General features: G+C 55.7%; 21 protein-coding genes. 12 read left to right on the top strand and 9 right to left on the bottom strand.

The genetic code is table 11. The features are described 5' to 3' along the window. The first annotated feature begins 51 nt into the window (after positions 1 to 51). Genes flaF through BM225_RS08805 form a run of 3 tightly spaced genes read left to right on the top strand, consistent with a single transcriptional unit; the run spans position 52 to position 1,600 of the window. Positions 52 to 417 (top strand): flagellar biosynthesis regulator FlaF, encoded by a 366-nt coding sequence (gene flaF, locus BM225_RS08815; protein WP_072709084.1) that lies wholly within the window; start codon positions 52 to 54, stop codon positions 415 to 417. Further along, on the top strand, positions 414 to 818 hold the full coding sequence (gene flbT, locus BM225_RS08810; RefSeq protein ID WP_072709082.1) for a flagellar biosynthesis repressor FlbT: 405 nt from the start codon (positions 414 to 416) through the stop codon (positions 816 to 818). Before flaF ends, flbT begins: the two co-directional genes overlap by 4 nt. After that, a complete protein-coding gene (locus tag BM225_RS08805) occupies positions 815 to 1,600 on the top strand; it encodes a DUF1217 domain-containing protein (protein WP_072709080.1) in 786 nt (261 codons plus the stop codon). The genes flbT and BM225_RS08805 overlap by 4 nt, the downstream gene beginning before the upstream one ends. Here BM225_RS08805 and BM225_RS08800 read toward each other — a convergent pair. Further along, positions 1,597 to 2,910: a FliI/YscN family ATPase gene (locus BM225_RS08800; RefSeq protein ID WP_072709078.1), complete on the bottom strand. Its 1,314-nt coding sequence runs from the start codon at positions 2,908 to 2,910 to the stop codon at positions 1,597 to 1,599. The two genes, BM225_RS08805 and BM225_RS08800, sit on opposite strands and share 4 nt — an antisense overlap. Before the next feature lie 87 nt (positions 2,911 to 2,997). On the opposite strand from BM225_RS08800, the gene BM225_RS08795 reads away from it, so the two are divergent. Genes BM225_RS08795 through BM225_RS08755 form a run of 9 tightly spaced genes read left to right on the top strand, consistent with a single transcriptional unit; the run spans position 2,998 to position 7,491 of the window. Then, positions 2,998 to 3,363, top strand: a complete 366-nt coding sequence (locus BM225_RS08795; RefSeq protein WP_143095357.1) for a flagellar basal body protein — start codon at positions 2,998 to 3,000, stop codon at positions 3,361 to 3,363. Further along, a complete protein-coding gene (gene flgC, locus BM225_RS08790) occupies positions 3,363 to 3,755 on the top strand; it encodes a flagellar basal body rod protein FlgC (RefSeq protein ID WP_072709074.1) in 393 nt (130 codons plus the stop codon). Before BM225_RS08795 ends, flgC begins: the two co-directional genes overlap by 1 nt. An 18-nt stretch (positions 3,756 to 3,773) precedes the next feature. Beyond that, positions 3,774 to 4,061, top strand: coding sequence for a flagellar hook-basal body complex protein FliE (fliE, locus tag BM225_RS08785; protein WP_072709072.1), 288 nt, complete (start codon positions 3,774 to 3,776; stop codon positions 4,059 to 4,061). After that, on the top strand, positions 4,058 to 4,330 hold the full coding sequence (locus tag BM225_RS08780) for a flagellar biosynthetic protein FliQ (protein WP_092464184.1): 273 nt from the start codon (positions 4,058 to 4,060) through the stop codon (positions 4,328 to 4,330). Before fliE ends, BM225_RS08780 begins: the two co-directional genes overlap by 4 nt. After that, positions 4,330 to 5,043, top strand: a complete 714-nt coding sequence (locus BM225_RS08775) for a flagellar hook-basal body complex protein (protein WP_072709068.1) — start codon at positions 4,330 to 4,332, stop codon at positions 5,041 to 5,043. Before BM225_RS08780 ends, BM225_RS08775 begins: the two co-directional genes overlap by 1 nt. A gap of 12 nt (positions 5,044 to 5,055) precedes the next feature. Then, positions 5,056 to 5,841 (top strand): flagellar basal-body rod protein FlgG, encoded by a 786-nt coding sequence (flgG, locus tag BM225_RS08770; protein ID WP_072709066.1) that lies wholly within the window; start codon positions 5,056 to 5,058, stop codon positions 5,839 to 5,841. Further along, on the top strand, positions 5,841 to 6,266 hold the full coding sequence (gene flgA, locus BM225_RS08765) for a flagellar basal body P-ring formation chaperone FlgA (RefSeq protein WP_072709059.1): 426 nt from the start codon (positions 5,841 to 5,843) through the stop codon (positions 6,264 to 6,266). The genes flgG and flgA overlap by 1 nt, the downstream gene beginning before the upstream one ends. Beyond that, positions 6,266 to 7,009 carry a flagellar basal body L-ring protein FlgH gene (flgH, locus tag BM225_RS08760; RefSeq protein ID WP_072709057.1) on the top strand — a complete coding sequence of 248 codons (744 nt, stop codon included), beginning with the start codon at positions 6,266 to 6,268 and terminating at the stop codon, positions 7,007 to 7,009. Before flgA ends, flgH begins: the two co-directional genes overlap by 1 nt. Before the next feature lie 8 nt (positions 7,010 to 7,017). Further along, positions 7,018 to 7,491: a flagellar basal body-associated FliL family protein gene (locus tag BM225_RS08755; protein WP_072709055.1), complete on the top strand. Its 474-nt coding sequence runs from the start codon at positions 7,018 to 7,020 to the stop codon at positions 7,489 to 7,491. Here the strand turns inward: BM225_RS08755 and BM225_RS08750 are convergent. The 8 genes from BM225_RS08750 to BM225_RS08715 are packed head-to-tail and all read right to left on the bottom strand — an operon-like array spanning position 7,488 to position 14,340. Then, a complete protein-coding gene (locus BM225_RS08750) occupies positions 7,488 to 7,817 on the bottom strand; it encodes a hypothetical protein (protein WP_072709053.1) in 330 nt (109 codons plus the stop codon). The two genes, BM225_RS08755 and BM225_RS08750, sit on opposite strands and share 4 nt — an antisense overlap. Continuing rightward, a complete protein-coding gene (locus tag BM225_RS08745; protein WP_072709051.1) occupies positions 7,814 to 8,869 on the bottom strand; it encodes an EscU/YscU/HrcU family type III secretion system export apparatus switch protein in 1,056 nt (351 codons plus the stop codon). The genes BM225_RS08750 and BM225_RS08745 overlap by 4 nt, the downstream gene beginning before the upstream one ends. A 6-nt stretch (positions 8,870 to 8,875) precedes the next feature. Then, on the bottom strand, positions 8,876 to 9,553 hold the full coding sequence (locus BM225_RS08740) for a flagellar biosynthetic protein FliR (RefSeq protein WP_072709049.1): 678 nt from the start codon (positions 9,551 to 9,553) through the stop codon (positions 8,876 to 8,878). Further along, positions 9,546 to 11,597: a flagellar biosynthesis protein FlhA gene (locus BM225_RS08735; protein ID WP_072709047.1), complete on the bottom strand. Its 2,052-nt coding sequence runs from the start codon at positions 11,595 to 11,597 to the stop codon at positions 9,546 to 9,548. Before BM225_RS08735 ends, BM225_RS08740 begins: the two co-directional genes overlap by 8 nt. Beyond that, positions 11,594 to 12,523 carry a hypothetical protein gene (locus BM225_RS08730; protein WP_072709045.1) on the bottom strand — a complete coding sequence of 310 codons (930 nt, stop codon included), beginning with the start codon at positions 12,521 to 12,523 and terminating at the stop codon, positions 11,594 to 11,596. The genes BM225_RS08735 and BM225_RS08730 overlap by 4 nt, the downstream gene beginning before the upstream one ends. Then, on the bottom strand, positions 12,513 to 13,367 hold the full coding sequence (motA, locus tag BM225_RS08725; RefSeq protein WP_072709043.1) for a flagellar motor stator protein MotA: 855 nt from the start codon (positions 13,365 to 13,367) through the stop codon (positions 12,513 to 12,515). Before motA ends, BM225_RS08730 begins: the two co-directional genes overlap by 11 nt. Beyond that, the gene (locus BM225_RS08720) at positions 13,364 to 13,996 is read right to left on the bottom strand and encodes a MotE family protein (protein ID WP_072709041.1); all 633 of its coding nucleotides are present in this window, start codon (positions 13,994 to 13,996) and stop codon (positions 13,364 to 13,366) included. The genes motA and BM225_RS08720 overlap by 4 nt, the downstream gene beginning before the upstream one ends. Continuing rightward, positions 13,996 to 14,340: a hypothetical protein gene (locus tag BM225_RS08715; RefSeq protein ID WP_072709039.1), complete on the bottom strand. Its 345-nt coding sequence runs from the start codon at positions 14,338 to 14,340 to the stop codon at positions 13,996 to 13,998. The genes BM225_RS08720 and BM225_RS08715 overlap by 1 nt, the downstream gene beginning before the upstream one ends. Between the last annotated feature and the right edge of the window lie 7 nt (positions 14,341 to 14,347).

Here is a 14,347-nt window from a genome sequence, read left to right as displayed (position 1 = left end):
GGGGCAATTCCCCCGTGTCACTTCTTCTCCCACAAAATCGAGGATCATGCTGTGCTGGCTGAAAGAGCGCGCCAAGGATATGGCGCGATGGATCGTGGCGTCCATTCCCCCCGCGAAATTGAATACAAAGCATTTGCCAAGGTGACCCGAGCGCTGAAGCTCTCGGCCGATGATACGGCATCAAACATTGGCAAACGCGCCAAAGCATTACACGACAATCGACAGCTCTGGACCATTCTGGCAACTGATCTCGCCGGCGTCGGAAACAAACTGAGTGAAACTTTGCGGGCCGATCTGCTGTCGCTGGCGGCCTACTCGATCAGTCAAAGCAGCCGCGCCATCAAAGATCCCGCGCTTTTGCCTGGCCTCATTGAAATCAACACCAACATGATGCGTGGATTAGGAACAAAACAATGAGCGGCCTGATCCTGAAATTACAACCCCGCGAGCGTGTGCTCATCAACGGCACGATCATCGAAAATGGCGACCGCAGAGCGCGCTTCAACATTTTGACCGCAGATGCCAAAGTGCTGCGCATGAAGGATGCTTTGCATCCCAACGAGGTAAATTCACCCGTGCGCCGCGTTGCTTACATCGCCCAACTTGCAATCATCGGGGACGCTGATCCCAAAGACGCCAAGCGGCAACTCCTGAATGGCATTGAAAGCTTGAGCCAAATTCTGACCGACCACGACAGCCGCGTTCATTTGAACAAAGCGACTGAAGCTGTCATCGGGGACCACTTCTACAACTGCATGAAGGCCCTGCGCCAGCTTCTGCCCCGAGAGGACCGCCTTCTGGCGTATGATGGCTCATGACCATCTCGGCACTCGTGCCTATGGATGGTTTGGCAGGATACAGGTTCTTGCAGCGTACCAGAGAGCAGCAAGAATACATGATCGCCCAAAGTCCCGTATCTCAGAGGTTGGAGGAGACTTTTCGAGATAGGATCGGCAGCATTACAACCGCAGCCCAGCTGGTCAACGATCGCGAACTCCTCGAAGTATCGCTGGCAGCCTTTGGCCTATCCTCGGACATCGATTCCAAATATTTCATCCAGAAAGTGTTGGAAGAGGGCACGACCGATCAATCGGCTTTGGCCAACAAGCTCTCGGATCAGCGTTATCTGGACTTTTCAAAAGCATTCGGTTTCGGCGATCGTGTCACCCCACGGACACAACTATCTACGTTTACAGATGAAATTCTAACAGAGTTCAAAAGCAGCAGCTTTGAGACATCAGTCGGCGACCAGGACGAAACCCTGCGTATCGCCCTGAACGCTGACCGGCTCTTGGCCGAAGTCGCCGCCGAGGAGTCTACTGACCGCGCAAAATGGCTCGGCGTGCTCGGGAATGAACCTCTTTTACAGCTCGTCCAAGGCGCCTTGGGGCTGCCAGATAGTGTCTCGCAACTTGCGCTTGATCGCCAAATCGAGATTTACGACGAGAAACTGCAACGTCAGATGGGGTTCGAAATCAGTGACCTGACAAATGACGAGAACAGAGATTCGTTAATCGAGCGATACTTGTTGCGGAGCTCTATCAACACAACTGACAGTTCTTCGCCGGGTGCCATGGCGCTCACGTTGCTTAGCAGTTAACGGGCCCCAGACAATATATCCGCAAGCAGGCGAAATGCCCCCTCGGGACCCAGCGCATTCCGCTCGGAGATAAAGCCATCCAGCCGCGGCCAAAGATGGATTGCGCGATCGAGCGAAGGATCGGCGCCCGGGCTGTGGAGACCGGCGCGGATCATCGGCTCTGCGCGCTCATACAAACCGATCGTCGCGCGCATCTCCGAAATCATGTGGTTTTCTATGAGGCTCGCGGCGGACGGCAAGCTACGAGAGACCGATTTCAGCACGTCTACGGCCGGATATCGCCCCCTTTCAGCGATCTTGCGTTCCAATATTATGTGACCATCCAATGTTCCTCGTACAAGATCCGCGATAGGCTCTTCCATATCGCTTCCTGCGACCAATACCGTCATCAGCGCAGTAATATCGCCAGATTCTCCAGAACCAGGTCCAGCCCGTTCGGCCAAACGCATCAAGGCAGGTGTCATACTTGCGGGATATCCCCTCAGCGAAGGAGACTCGCCACCCGCGACGGCTATCTCCCGATAAGCCTCGGCGAAACGCGTGACCGAGTCGGCCAACAACAAAACTTGCTTTCCTTGATCACGAAAGAACTCGGAAACACACAGCGCAGCCGGTAAACATCCCAAACGCAGGAGCGGCGATTGATCCGATGTGGCGGCAATAACAACGCTGTGCCGCAGAACCTCTTCGCCCAGAATATCGTTCACAAAGGCACCAAGCTCTCGCCCCCGCTCGCCAATCAGAGCGATAACGCGGACGTCTGCATCAACCCCAGTCGCCATTTGCCCAAGAAGATGAGACTTCCCGACGCCAGACCCAGCAAAGATCCCCATTCTTTGTCCACGTACCAACGGCAGCACAGTATCAAAGACATTTAAACCAGTTGCCATACGTTGGCCCAAACCGCGTCGACGTGCCGCCGGAGGGGGCGACTGATCCAAGCTCATTGGATTGGGGCCGCTTACCAATGGGCGTCCGTCCAATGGCCGTCCCCACGGATCGATAATCCGGCCCAGCCAGCTATGGTCCGGCGCTATTCGACGCCCTCCTCGAAATTCCACCGAATCGCCGATCGCGCAGCCGGCAGGGGATCTTTCGGGCAAAGCTATGAGTGTATTTTCCTCTAACCCTATGACCTCTGCCTCAAACCGATGATCATTTGTCTCCAGTCCCAAAACGTCCCCCAAACAGGCACGGTGGGTTAAACCTGAGACTTCCAAAACGCCTGCTTTTATTGATGTTATGCGACCGGATTCCTTGAGCGCGCGCAATGCGCTGATCTGGTGTCCAAGACTTGCTAGGTTTGTCATCGAAAATCCCCGAACAGGTTTATGCAAACCGTTTCTAAAGGAATCGCAGTTAACCCTTGATTGAAGCTAATCGAGGGAGAAGCCCCGATGTTCGAAAATATCGGCATTTTCAAAGTGGCTACGGGCATGATGTCCCATGCCTCTGCGAGACAGAACGTGACAGCAACCAATATCTCGAACGCAGAGACGCCGGGATATACCGCGCAGAAAGTACGCGATTTTGATCTGGAAACGCCGCGCGCCCCCATGGCGATGCACGCGTCCAGAGGCGGCCACTTAGACGCCTTTGCCACTGCAAACGCCAACGGGTTTGATCGGTTCGACACAGATCAGCCCGTCGACCTTGAAAACGAACTCCTCTCAGCCGCCAAGACACAGAGCGATCACCAAAGAGCGGTCAGCGTCTATCGCTCGACCCTTGGCATTCTGCGCACCAGCCTAGGGAAAATGTGATGACCGATCTTTCACAATCTCTAACCATCTCCTCTGATGGCCTGCGTCTGCAGAGTCAGCGTTTACGGCATGTATCCGAAAACGTCGCGAATGCGGATACGCCAGGCTATCAGCGCAAATTACTATCTGTGAAAACGACGGCCTTCTCCCTGTCCGACACCCAAGGACCGCAGGCGGGTCGCGTCATTCTGGACCAGACACCGGTTCAAGAAATTTACGATCCCGCACATCCCTTGGCCGATGCCTCGGGACATTACCGAGGGTCGAATGTGGATCTCGTGATTGAAATCGCAGATGCCCGCGCGGCGCAGCGCGCCTACGAGGCCAACCTAAAAATGTTCCAACAAGCCAGAGAGATGTCGGGCAGTCTGCTCGAGCTTCTGCGCAAGTAATCCAGAAGGATCAAAAAGATGGATATCTCCAGCGTTTTTGCCACCCAGAAATTCTCTGCGGCCAAGGAAATCCTAACCCCTGTCGCCGAGCCTGACGTGCCCAAAGAGGCACTCAGCAAGGTTCAGAGTTTCGCAGACGCCCTGAAAGCCACCGAAGAAACTGCAGTCAGCGCGATGGCCGGCCAGACCGACACGGCAGCATTAGTGCAGGCCATTGCGCAAACCGAGCTTGCGGTCGAAACCGTCGTCACTGTGCGGGACAAGGTCGTTCAGGCCTACCAAGAAATCCTACGCATGCCGATCTGATGTCAGAAACGGTCATCTTTGATCTGATGCGCGTCGGGCTTTGGACAGCGGTTCAAGTCTCGCTGCCTATTTTGGCGGTCGCGCTGATCACAGGTCTGGTCATCGGCCTTCTGCAGGCGTTGACCTCAATCCAAGAGATGACCCTCACCTTTGTGCCGAAACTCTTGGCCATCGTGATCACGTTCTGGATGAGCATGGATTTCATGACCGGCAGTCTCGTCGGTTTCTTCCAGAACGAAATCATACCGATTGTTGCGAGGTACCATTAATGGATCCGTCATCCCTTGCCCCATTGTCGCGGCAGCGCGGTTTGCTGCACGAAATGTCCGTGATCGCACAGAATATCGCGAATGCCCAAACCACAGGTTACCGCGAGCAAGGCGTTCTGTTCTCGGAATACCTAGCCCCAGAGGCAGCTCAGGACGGCGTTTCGATGACCCAAGCCCATGGGCGACTCGTCTCGACTGTTCAGGGCGCTCTACACGAAACAGGCGGACAATTCGATCTCGCGATCGATGGCCAAGGCTATTTTCAAGTCGACGACGGCGGCACAGCGCGCCTCACAAGGGCGGGACATTTCGTGCCAGACGCGGTTGGTACCCTGCGTACACCAGATGGCTATGCGTTGATGGATCTGGGTGGTACGCCTGTCCAAGTCCCCCCTGACGCGCAAGAGATCGCGATTGCCCCGGATGGGACAGTCTCTGCAGACGGACAACCCCTGGCACAGATCGGTATTGTGAGCCCCGAAAATCCAAGCAATCTGACCCGCAGCGCGGGAGCAGTTTTTGCCGCACCCGATGGACTGATCCCCACAGCCGACGGCATGCTGCGCCAAGGATATTTGGAGTCCTCAAACGTCGATCCGATCAAACAGATGGCCCGCATGGTCGAGGTGCAGCGCGCCTATGAGATGGGCCAAAGCTTTTTGCAGTCCGAGGATGAACGCCTCCGGAACGCCATCGATACCCTCACCCGATAACGGAGCCCCAATATGCGAGCCTTAACCATCGCCGCCACAGGCATGAGCGCCCAACAGACCCGAGTCGAGGTGATTTCTAACAACCTCGCGAACATGAGTACCACTGGGTACAACGCCCGCCGTGCCGAGTTTTCTGACCTCCATTACCAGCAGGTGACACGGGCGGGCAGCATCAGTGCCAGCGACGGCAGCGTGGTGCCCACCGGCATCCAGCTTGGCCTCGGCGTGCGCCCCTCTGCGGTTTCGGTAAGCTTGTCCCAAGGCGCCCTGACCGCAACGGGCGGTGATCTCGACCTAGCGATCGAGGGGGCGGGCTACTTCGAAGTCTCCCTGCCTTCAGGAGAGTCAGCCTACACTCGTGATGGCGCGCTGAAGCGTTCCGCAGATGGTCTTTTGGTCACGTCAGACGGCCACGCGTTGAACCCCGATATCATGATCCCTGTCGACGCCCAAAGCGTCCACATCAATGCAGATGGGGAGGTGTACGGCTATTTTGCGGACAGCGCCGAAGGGCAGATTTTGGGGCAGATCGCTTTGTCGAACTTCTCGAACCCCCGCGGGCTAGAAGCGCTGGGGTCTAACCTGTTCCGCGAGACCGAAGCTTCTGGCGCACCCTATAACGCGGACCCCGGCGAAGAGGGGCTTGGCACCCTGCGCCAAGGGTACCTAGAGGACAGTTCCGTCGATCCGGTTCGCGAGATCACAGCACTAATTGAGGCGCAGCGGGGCTATGAGCTGAATTCCAAGGTGATCTCGGCCGCCGACCAGATGCTTGGCGCGACCACGCAGGTTCGGTGATGCGAGCCTTAATTTTCGTGCTTTGTCTCTGCGCAGGATCCCAGGCGCAAGCAGAAACGCTGGTGGCCAGTCGCACCTTGCCCGCACGGACGATCATCACGGAAACGGATATTACTATCGCAGCTGGAGACACAGCCGGCGCAGCAACCGCGATCACAGATGTTCTGGGCAAGGAAACACGGGCCACAATATATAGCGGTCGGCCCCTGTTTCTCTCGGCTCTGTCCGAGCCAGCTTTGATCGAACGCAACCAATTCGCGACGCTCGTGTACGAATTGGGCGCCCTGACAATTTCTGCCGAAGGGCGCGCGATGGAACGTGGCGCAGCTGGCGCATTAGTCCGCGTGATGAACCTGTCGTCGCGCACGATCGTCCAAGGCACAGTGCAGCCGGACGCCACAATATCAGTATCTGGTAGTAGATAATGAAAACGTATCCCGTATTTAGTTTTGCTTTAGCCGTCACACTCACACTCGCTGGCTGCAACAGGCTGGATCACGTGGGACGCGCGCCGACGTTTTCCCCTGTTGAAACCGAGAACGCCGAGCATTCAGCGATGCTAAGCCCTGGTATCCCGCTTTATACGGCAGCGCCGGGGATGGTGGGCGACCAAGCCTCTTTGTGGGATGCAGGGCAAAAGTCACTGCTTGGGGACCGACGTGCTGAAAAACGCGGGGATATCATGACCGTCGTGATCGAAATCGACGACAAGGCAGAGATTTCGAATACGACGCAACGGTCCAGAGACGGGTCCGAAAGCCTGTCCGTGCCGTCGCTGTTTGGCCTACCCCAACGCATCCAGTCGAGCCTACCCGAGGGCGCGAGCCTCGCTGATGCGGTCTCGCTCAATTCCTCTGGCGAGAGTGCGGGCAAAGGATCGGTCCGTCGGAACGAAAAACTTACCCTGCGGATTGCTGCTACAGTCACCAACGTAATGCCAAACGGTGTTCTGGTCATAGAAGGGCAGCAAGAAGTCCGGGTGAATTTCGAACTCCGCGAGCTTCTTGTCGAAGGTTTTGTCCGCCCCGAAGACATTTCGCGGGGGAACGAAATCACCTACGACAAGATCGCTTCTGCACGCATCTCTTACGGCGGGCGCGGCCAAATTACCGACGTACAGCAGCCCCGCTACGGCCAGCAAATCACAGACATTATCCTGCCGTTCTGAGGTCACATATGAAAATCCTTGTCCCTGCCATCATGATGATTGTCGGCCTTGGCGCTGGTGCCGGAGCGGGCTTCTTTGTCCCATTAGATCCGGAAACGCTGCCCTTCTTGCACCAGAAGGAAGCCTCTTCGATCGAAATGCTTGAAAGCCATGACGTGCCTACGCAAATCGTCAAGCTGAACAACCAGTTCATCGTGCCTGTGATCGAAGACGACGGAGAAAGCTCTCTTGTCATCATGAGTCTGAGCCTTGAGGTGACCGACGAAAAAAGCGACAGCGTCTTCGACCTTGAGCCGCGTCTGCGAGACGAGATCATGAAAGTGCTGTTCGAACATTCTAGTCACGGCGGCTTTTCCGGGCGCTACTACACCGAAGACAAGATGGCCGTTCTGCGCAAATACCTGCTCGAGAGTGCGCAGGATGTCATCGGCGAAGATGTGCACCGCATCCTGATCACCGACTTGGTCCGGCAAACTGCTTAACCGGCTTCGTTGAAAATGTCCTCTAGCGCGATGCGGCGTCCCAGCGCCCGTCGCGCTTTTTGCTTGGCTGTTTCCTCGAGCAAAGTAGATTTGGCGAGTTCTAGGTTGAGCGCAGAGATTTCTCGCCGACGCCACTCGCCCCATGCATTCCCCATCACCTGAAGCCGCGGAGCTCCCTCGTCGGGACGCAACATTTCCACCGCTTTGAGCTGCTCAATCTTGGCACCGATTGCGTGGGTTTGCGCCTTGCGCTCTGCCACTTTGGCGATTTCACGATCAGCGACCATTTGCGCGATCTCGATAAGGCTTTTTTGTTCTGGCGTCATGACGTGCCTCCGAACGGACTTTTGCGGGCTTGCTCTCTGACCCCGTCAGCAAACCGGATCGCGATCGCCACGGCAGCGTAAAGGTCAGGAGGGATTTCTTCGCCGACGTCGCATACAGAATGGATGGCGCGCGCAGTGGGAATGTCCTGGTGTACCGGCACAGCATTTTCGATCGCGATTGCTTTCAGATTCTGTGCGACCAGATCTTGTCCCTTGGCGATGCACATCGGCGCGGTGCCCTTCTCGCGCGTCCATTTCAGTGCAACAGCGATATGCACAGGATTCACGATCAGAACATCGGCTTCTGCAACATCCTGCATCATCCTTGAAGAACTGATCTCGTAGGCGCGCTGGCGGCGCTTTTGCTTAACCTCGGGTGTGCCTTCGTTGTCCTTGTGCTCGTCCTTGACCTCTTGGTCGGTCATCTTGTTTTCGGTAAGGAACGCGTTCCGTTTGATCAGGAAATCAATTCCACCGAAGAGAACAAAGATCAGCGCACAAATCAGGATCAGGCGCTTGAGGCCTTGCGCCGCGAGCCAAATGTGCCCCTCTAGCCCCCGCGAAATCTGCAGATCGTCTATAAAGAGCAGCGTAATGACTGCCCCAAGGCATGAAACCGCGAACATTTTACCAAAAGACACGGCGAACGTGATCAGGCCCTTGGTCCCATATTTCTGCGTGGCGTTCTTGAGGGGATTTATCCTGTCCCATTTCAAGGACAGGTTTTCAGACCGCGGGTTCCACCCCTTCAGCAAGAAGCCAACGAGCAGCACTCCAACCACAGCCACTAAAAACAGCAGCGACATCACCCAGAAAGTTGCTGTCATCACGCCACCAATTTCCAGCGGCGCACCAGTATAGGCGAGGAAAACACCAAAAACCCGTAGGATCGATTGCCCCAAGCTGCCGCTTGCACCGAAGAAACCCAGCGCCAGAATGATCAGAGAAATAGACGCAATCAGGTCGGGCGACTCAGGCACTTTGCCATCTTTGCGTAGACGATCCAGCTTCTGCGCACTTGCGGCATGCTTCTTCTGATCCTGATCTGCCACCAGCTCCTAGCCCCCATAAATCGAGGATACTTGGGTCAGCCACGTTGCGATGATTTGATCGGAGAAGCGCATCATAAATAGCAAAGCAAAACCGATGACCAATGGCGCAAACACGAGCATCACCATCAGCTGAGGCATCGCGCGGTTCACAAAGCCTGACAGCAGGTTAAACATGACAGAAAACACCAGGAACGGCGCAAAAACCTGCAAAGCGACTTGAGTTAGAAGATCGAGCAGAGACACGAACACAGCGACATCAAGCGCCAGCGGAATCGTCAAACCCTCGGCTGCGACCCAAACCGCACCGAATGAGAGCATGGTTAGCGACACGCCCCATTTATAAAGCTCTGCCACCACGCCCGCGCTCGTTTCATGACTGGTGTTCAGATATTGCGACAGGGTGAACGATTGGCCGAAGGCCGAGGTCGCCAGATGAAGCAGAAGAAATGGCAGCCGGCAATACAGTCCCAAGCAGCAGCCCATCGCTGTCTGTATCAGAGTTCCAAACAGAGATGGCTGCGCGCTACCTGAGAAATTCGGCCAGATAGCTAGCATTAACCCCAGAGACAGCACCAATTTCGTCGTAATCGAGACACGAAAATCGTTAACGATGGGGGCGAATGCAACAAATCCACTGGACTTCAGGAACGCCCCCAAGAATGCAAAGAGAATTGCGTTATCCATCAAAGGGCACCACGCCCTCAAACTGGATATTGCCGCCCGATCCCAACTCCTCGAACGATAGAACAGGCATCCTGACCTGCGAGGCATCCAGCACTGACCGCAAGAAGCGGCGCCTCTTGGCGCTGACAACCAGAGCAATATTCGAGCCCGCTTGCGCTGCTTGGGCCGCACTTTCGGCAAGCCGCGTCGACAGCTTCTTCAGGTCACTCGGTTGGATCGCGATCTCTGATCCCTGTTGCGGCCGTTCTGATTGGGCAAAAACTTCTTCCCATCGTTGATCAAGGGTGATCGCACGATGATGTGCTTCTCCTTCGAATGCAGCATCGACCACTTGGCGATTGATGCGTTGCCGGACGAATTCGATCGCGCCGTCTCCGCGGAAACCGTTGTTCTTAGCCTCGATCGTCGCATCTAGAATAGCACTGAACCCTCGGATCGAGATCCGTTCGGCCAAGAGACCTTTGAGAACATCAAGCAGATACTCGTTGGAAATCTTATCTGGAATTGCCTCGGACAGGCATTGTTTGATGCCTTCGGATTTGACCGCATCGGACTGCGCGATCAGGGCATTCAACGTGTATTTCAGGGTCTTGGCTGTCATTAATGTATCTAGATTTGCAACCACCACATCCATGAGATGCGTTAGCATGACTTCGTCGCCAGAGAGCGCGGTGTATCCGCCAAGGATCAGTTCGTCCCGCTCAATCGCGGGCACCCACTTGGCCGGTGCTCCGTAGACCGGATCTTTGACCCCAGAATGGCCCTCTTCGTGATCGAGGAGCACCAAGAGATCGTCGCCTTGCAACTCACCCTCCGCGATGTTCGCGCCGTGCAGCAGAATTCGGTACTTCCCGCCCTCTAAACCAGGCCATTCTGACACGCGCACCTGCGGGATCAATAGGCCGTATTTCTCAGCAATATGCATGCGAAGCGGCCTGATCCGGTTCTCTAAGCCGCTTTCGGACCGCAAGAAGTTTCGCGCAATCGAAGACGACACCTTCAGCAAGATATCGTCCGCTTCAATCAGGTCTTCGATTTTTTGCTCTTCGGCTACGGGAAGGATAGGCGCTTCTTCCGACACATCCTGCTGTTCCGCCAAGAGACGCAGGCGATACCAAAGGGCGCCTGAAACGGTCGAGACAGCCAGAAACGGAATCGTCGGCAAACTTGGGATAAAGGCCAAAGCAGTTGAAACCACGCACACCGCCAAGAGAACTTCCTTTTGCTCAAAGACCTGTCTCGAAATCGCGTTCGAGGTTCTAGTGCGGTCCGACCCTTTGGCCAAAAGTAGACCGGTCGCAAAAGAGATAATAAGCGCAGGGATTTGCGAGACGAAGCCATCCCCGATCGTCAGGAAAGAGTATAGCTTCAGGGACTCGCTCAAGGGCATATCGTAGCTCAGAACACCGAACGCGACCCCGATCAGCAGGTTGATCGCGGTCAGCAGTAAACCGAGCACCGCGTCACCTTTGACGAATTTCGCGACACCATCCAGCGATCCAAAGAACGAGCTTTCATTCGACAGCTTCTCTCGCCGCTGAGAGGCCTCTTCGTGCGAGATCGCGCCAGACGACAGGTCGGCATCAATCGCCATCTGTTTCCCCGGCATCGCATCGAGTGAGAACCGCGCGGACACCTCGGCCATGCGCGATGCGCCCTTGGACAGAACGAGGAAGTTCAGGAGCGTGAAAATAATGAAAACGACGATCCCGATATGGAGCCCCTCGCCCATCACGAACGTAGCGAAGCCATAGAGCGTTTGACCCGCCACCTTGTCCCCATATGCCCCAGCAGTGAGGATCAGCTTGGTGGACGCGATGTTGATGTAGACCCTGAAAAACAGTGAAATCAGGATAAACTGGGGAAAGGCCACAAAGTCCGCAGCAGAGGACGTAAGCAGGACCAGCGACAAAATCAGGATGGCAATCGAGAATGAAACAGCCATCCCGAAGTCGAGCAGCATCGATGGCATCGGCATCAGCAGTGACACGAAAGCCAGCGCAGCAAAGACCGCTAAAATGATGCTGGAATCGAGAGCTTTCATTCCAACTCCGCCTTGTAGGTTTCTAGGAAACTGAGGGCCCGTGCATGGACATCGCTGTCGGCGTTTGCCGATGTAACGGCAAGGGCTGGCACCTCCGGCTCTGGCTCAGCAGCAGTTTCGATCGGTTCAGGATCTTGGGCTGGCTCGGCCTTTGTTGTCCAATCTATCGCCGGCTCGCGGGTTTTAACCCACGCCAGTGTTTCCTGTTTTGACTCGCAGGCAGGGTGGTCGTCAGCCTCAGCCTGTCCCCTTTTAATGAACGGTTCGGAAGAAACTCCTGCAGACATCTCATCAATCAAAAGCGCCGCTTCATCCCACCAGCCTTTGTCCAAATACCCGCGTAGACGTTCTGCTTGCGGTGCGGCAGATCCCTGCAGCGCAGTTAGATTAACGAGCGTTTCTGACGCAAACTGGCAATAGTCATCGTTGTCGATTTCAGGCTCGATCGACAACAAATCTTCGCACCACGCCCCCACGGAGCAAGACGCGAGGATCGAAGTTTTTGGGATTTTCCACTCTTGGAAGGCCCTGTCAGGATGAGGCGCCGCAGACTGTGCAACCGGTTCCTTTCCTTCCGCGATATCAATGACGTAGTAGCCCCGATAATCAAACGTCTCCGCCGTGCAGTCGCAATTCAGATCTACACGAACGCCGGATGCATCGACCTCGATCCCTTGCACCCGCGCGCGGCCCAGTTTTTGCAGTGCAGACGTCAGATCCGATGTACCGACAGCAGCGGCACCTATGACACGAATTGAGTCCTCCGCCGTCTCTAGATGCGGCTCTGTCTGGCCGATTTTGCGAATGGCAATTCGTGTGAAATCGGCGTGCTCACCGGCGAGTATGCTTTGTGCCTGCGCAGTCCCAGCGCCACCTGCCAAACTGGCCATTGCGATAAAACAGCGGAGCGGAAGGTTACGCAGCATTCAGACCCTCTTCTACTTCGTTGAAGCTGGGGCGGTAGGACGACGGCACACTTTGGCGTCCGACCTCAATGCACAAGTTAGGCGAATGGCCAAAGAGATCGGCGACAAGTACATCCCGCACCACCGAATAGAATTTTTCTTCTGTCTCCGTTGTAGCTGTTACTTTCGCAGAGAACGGACCAACGATTCCGTAGGCCAGAAAAACCCCAAGGAATGTTCCGACCAGCGCGCCCCCAATCAGCCCCCCCAGAACTTCGGGGGGTTGATCGATCGACGCCATGGTTTTGATGACACCCAAAACCGCGGCAACGATCCCCAGCGCCGGCAAAGCATCCGCAACGTTCTGCAGAGCATGCCCGGAATGCGATTGGTTTTGCGCGTGTTCCTCAATGCGTTTGCCAAGCATCTCTTCGACCTGATGAGGGTCATCATAATTCAGACTACCTGCGCGGAAAGTATCGCAGATCAAAGAGGTCGCTTCTTTGTCCTGAAGAATTTTGGGATAAAGCTCGAACACAGACGAATTTTCGGGATCTTCGATGTGGCTTTCCAGATCCACGGGGCTTTTGCGGCTAATTTTGATTAGCGCATAGAGCAGGCACAACAGGTCGCGGTAATCCTGCTTGGACCACTTCGCTCCTTTGAAGACTTTGGTGATATCACTCAGCGTATGCTTGACCGTCGACATATCGTTGCTGAGCAAGAACGCCCCGGCCGCTGACCCCCCGATCATCATAAACTCGAAGGGCAACGACTTCATGATGATCGACATCTTGCCGCCAGCCAGCAAATAGCCGCCAAACACCATGACAAAGGTGACACCAATCCCAACAATTCCGATCATTTGCTGTCTCCTGCGACTAGAGACGGTGCGGTGGCCCCATGGGTTTCCGCCCAAGAGGCGTTTCGCCCCGCCAGAATAGCACTAATCGAGTAAGCCTTGGCTGAAGGCAGGTTCCCCATGATCGCGGCTGCCGATTGCGCTTTCATGCGGCCCAGAAAACCCGCTGCGAAGTCCATATCCATCTCTACGAACAGTCCTGCCGCATCCTTGGGTTTCATCGCCTCATAGACCTTGGTCAGCTTATCGAGATCGTCCTCGGCAGCCGTTTCCCCCATCCCCATCGTTCGGCGCAGGCGCTCATTTTCGACCTGAAGCTCTTCGATGAGGGTGATGGCCTCGGCCTTCTTGGCCTCAAGCGTTTTGAGCTTGGCTTCGATCTGCGCCTCGCGCTCTTCTAGTTCTTTGGTCCGTCGGTCATTATAGGCCTCGCGCTTGGCGAGCGCCGCGAACAGTTCCTTCAACTCTTCTTCGCGGTAATCAACAAAGGGCTCTTCTTCGGAGCGCGGCATCTTTAGGTCCGGCACTAAAGCAATCGCCTCGGTCGCCGTCATCCCGATTTTCAACGCTCCGCCCACTGCGAACAGGGCGGCGATGGCAAGCAGGCTTCCTGATTTCTTTTTGCGGGCCATTACGCCCCCCGCTTCATCATGCGATGAGAGAAAATCGGCTCGGTCGTCGATGCCTTGGACTGCTCCATGTCATGCATCGACGCCACCATCAGCTCCAGTTTCTTGGCGACCGTCTCGGCGCGGTCAGTCAAAGATTCGAGCGATTTACTCGAGGCATCCGCCGTACCTTTGGCCGTGTCGAGCGTCTTGGTCAGATCATCGACCTGAGCAGACAGGATCGCGACCGCGCCGCCTACGCCCTTTTCCAGATTATTGAACTGGCGCAACCGGCGGGACAGCACCCAACAGTAGAAAGAGGCACCAAGCGCCCCAGCGCCAAGAATAGCATCGGTGATAAATTCCATCTGTCTT

The sequence above is a fragment of the Donghicola eburneus genome (assembly GCF_900115865.1).
Taxonomy (GTDB): Bacteria; Pseudomonadota; Alphaproteobacteria; order Rhodobacterales; family Rhodobacteraceae; genus Donghicola; species Donghicola eburneus.
This window is presented reverse-complemented; position numbering and strand designations above follow the sequence as displayed.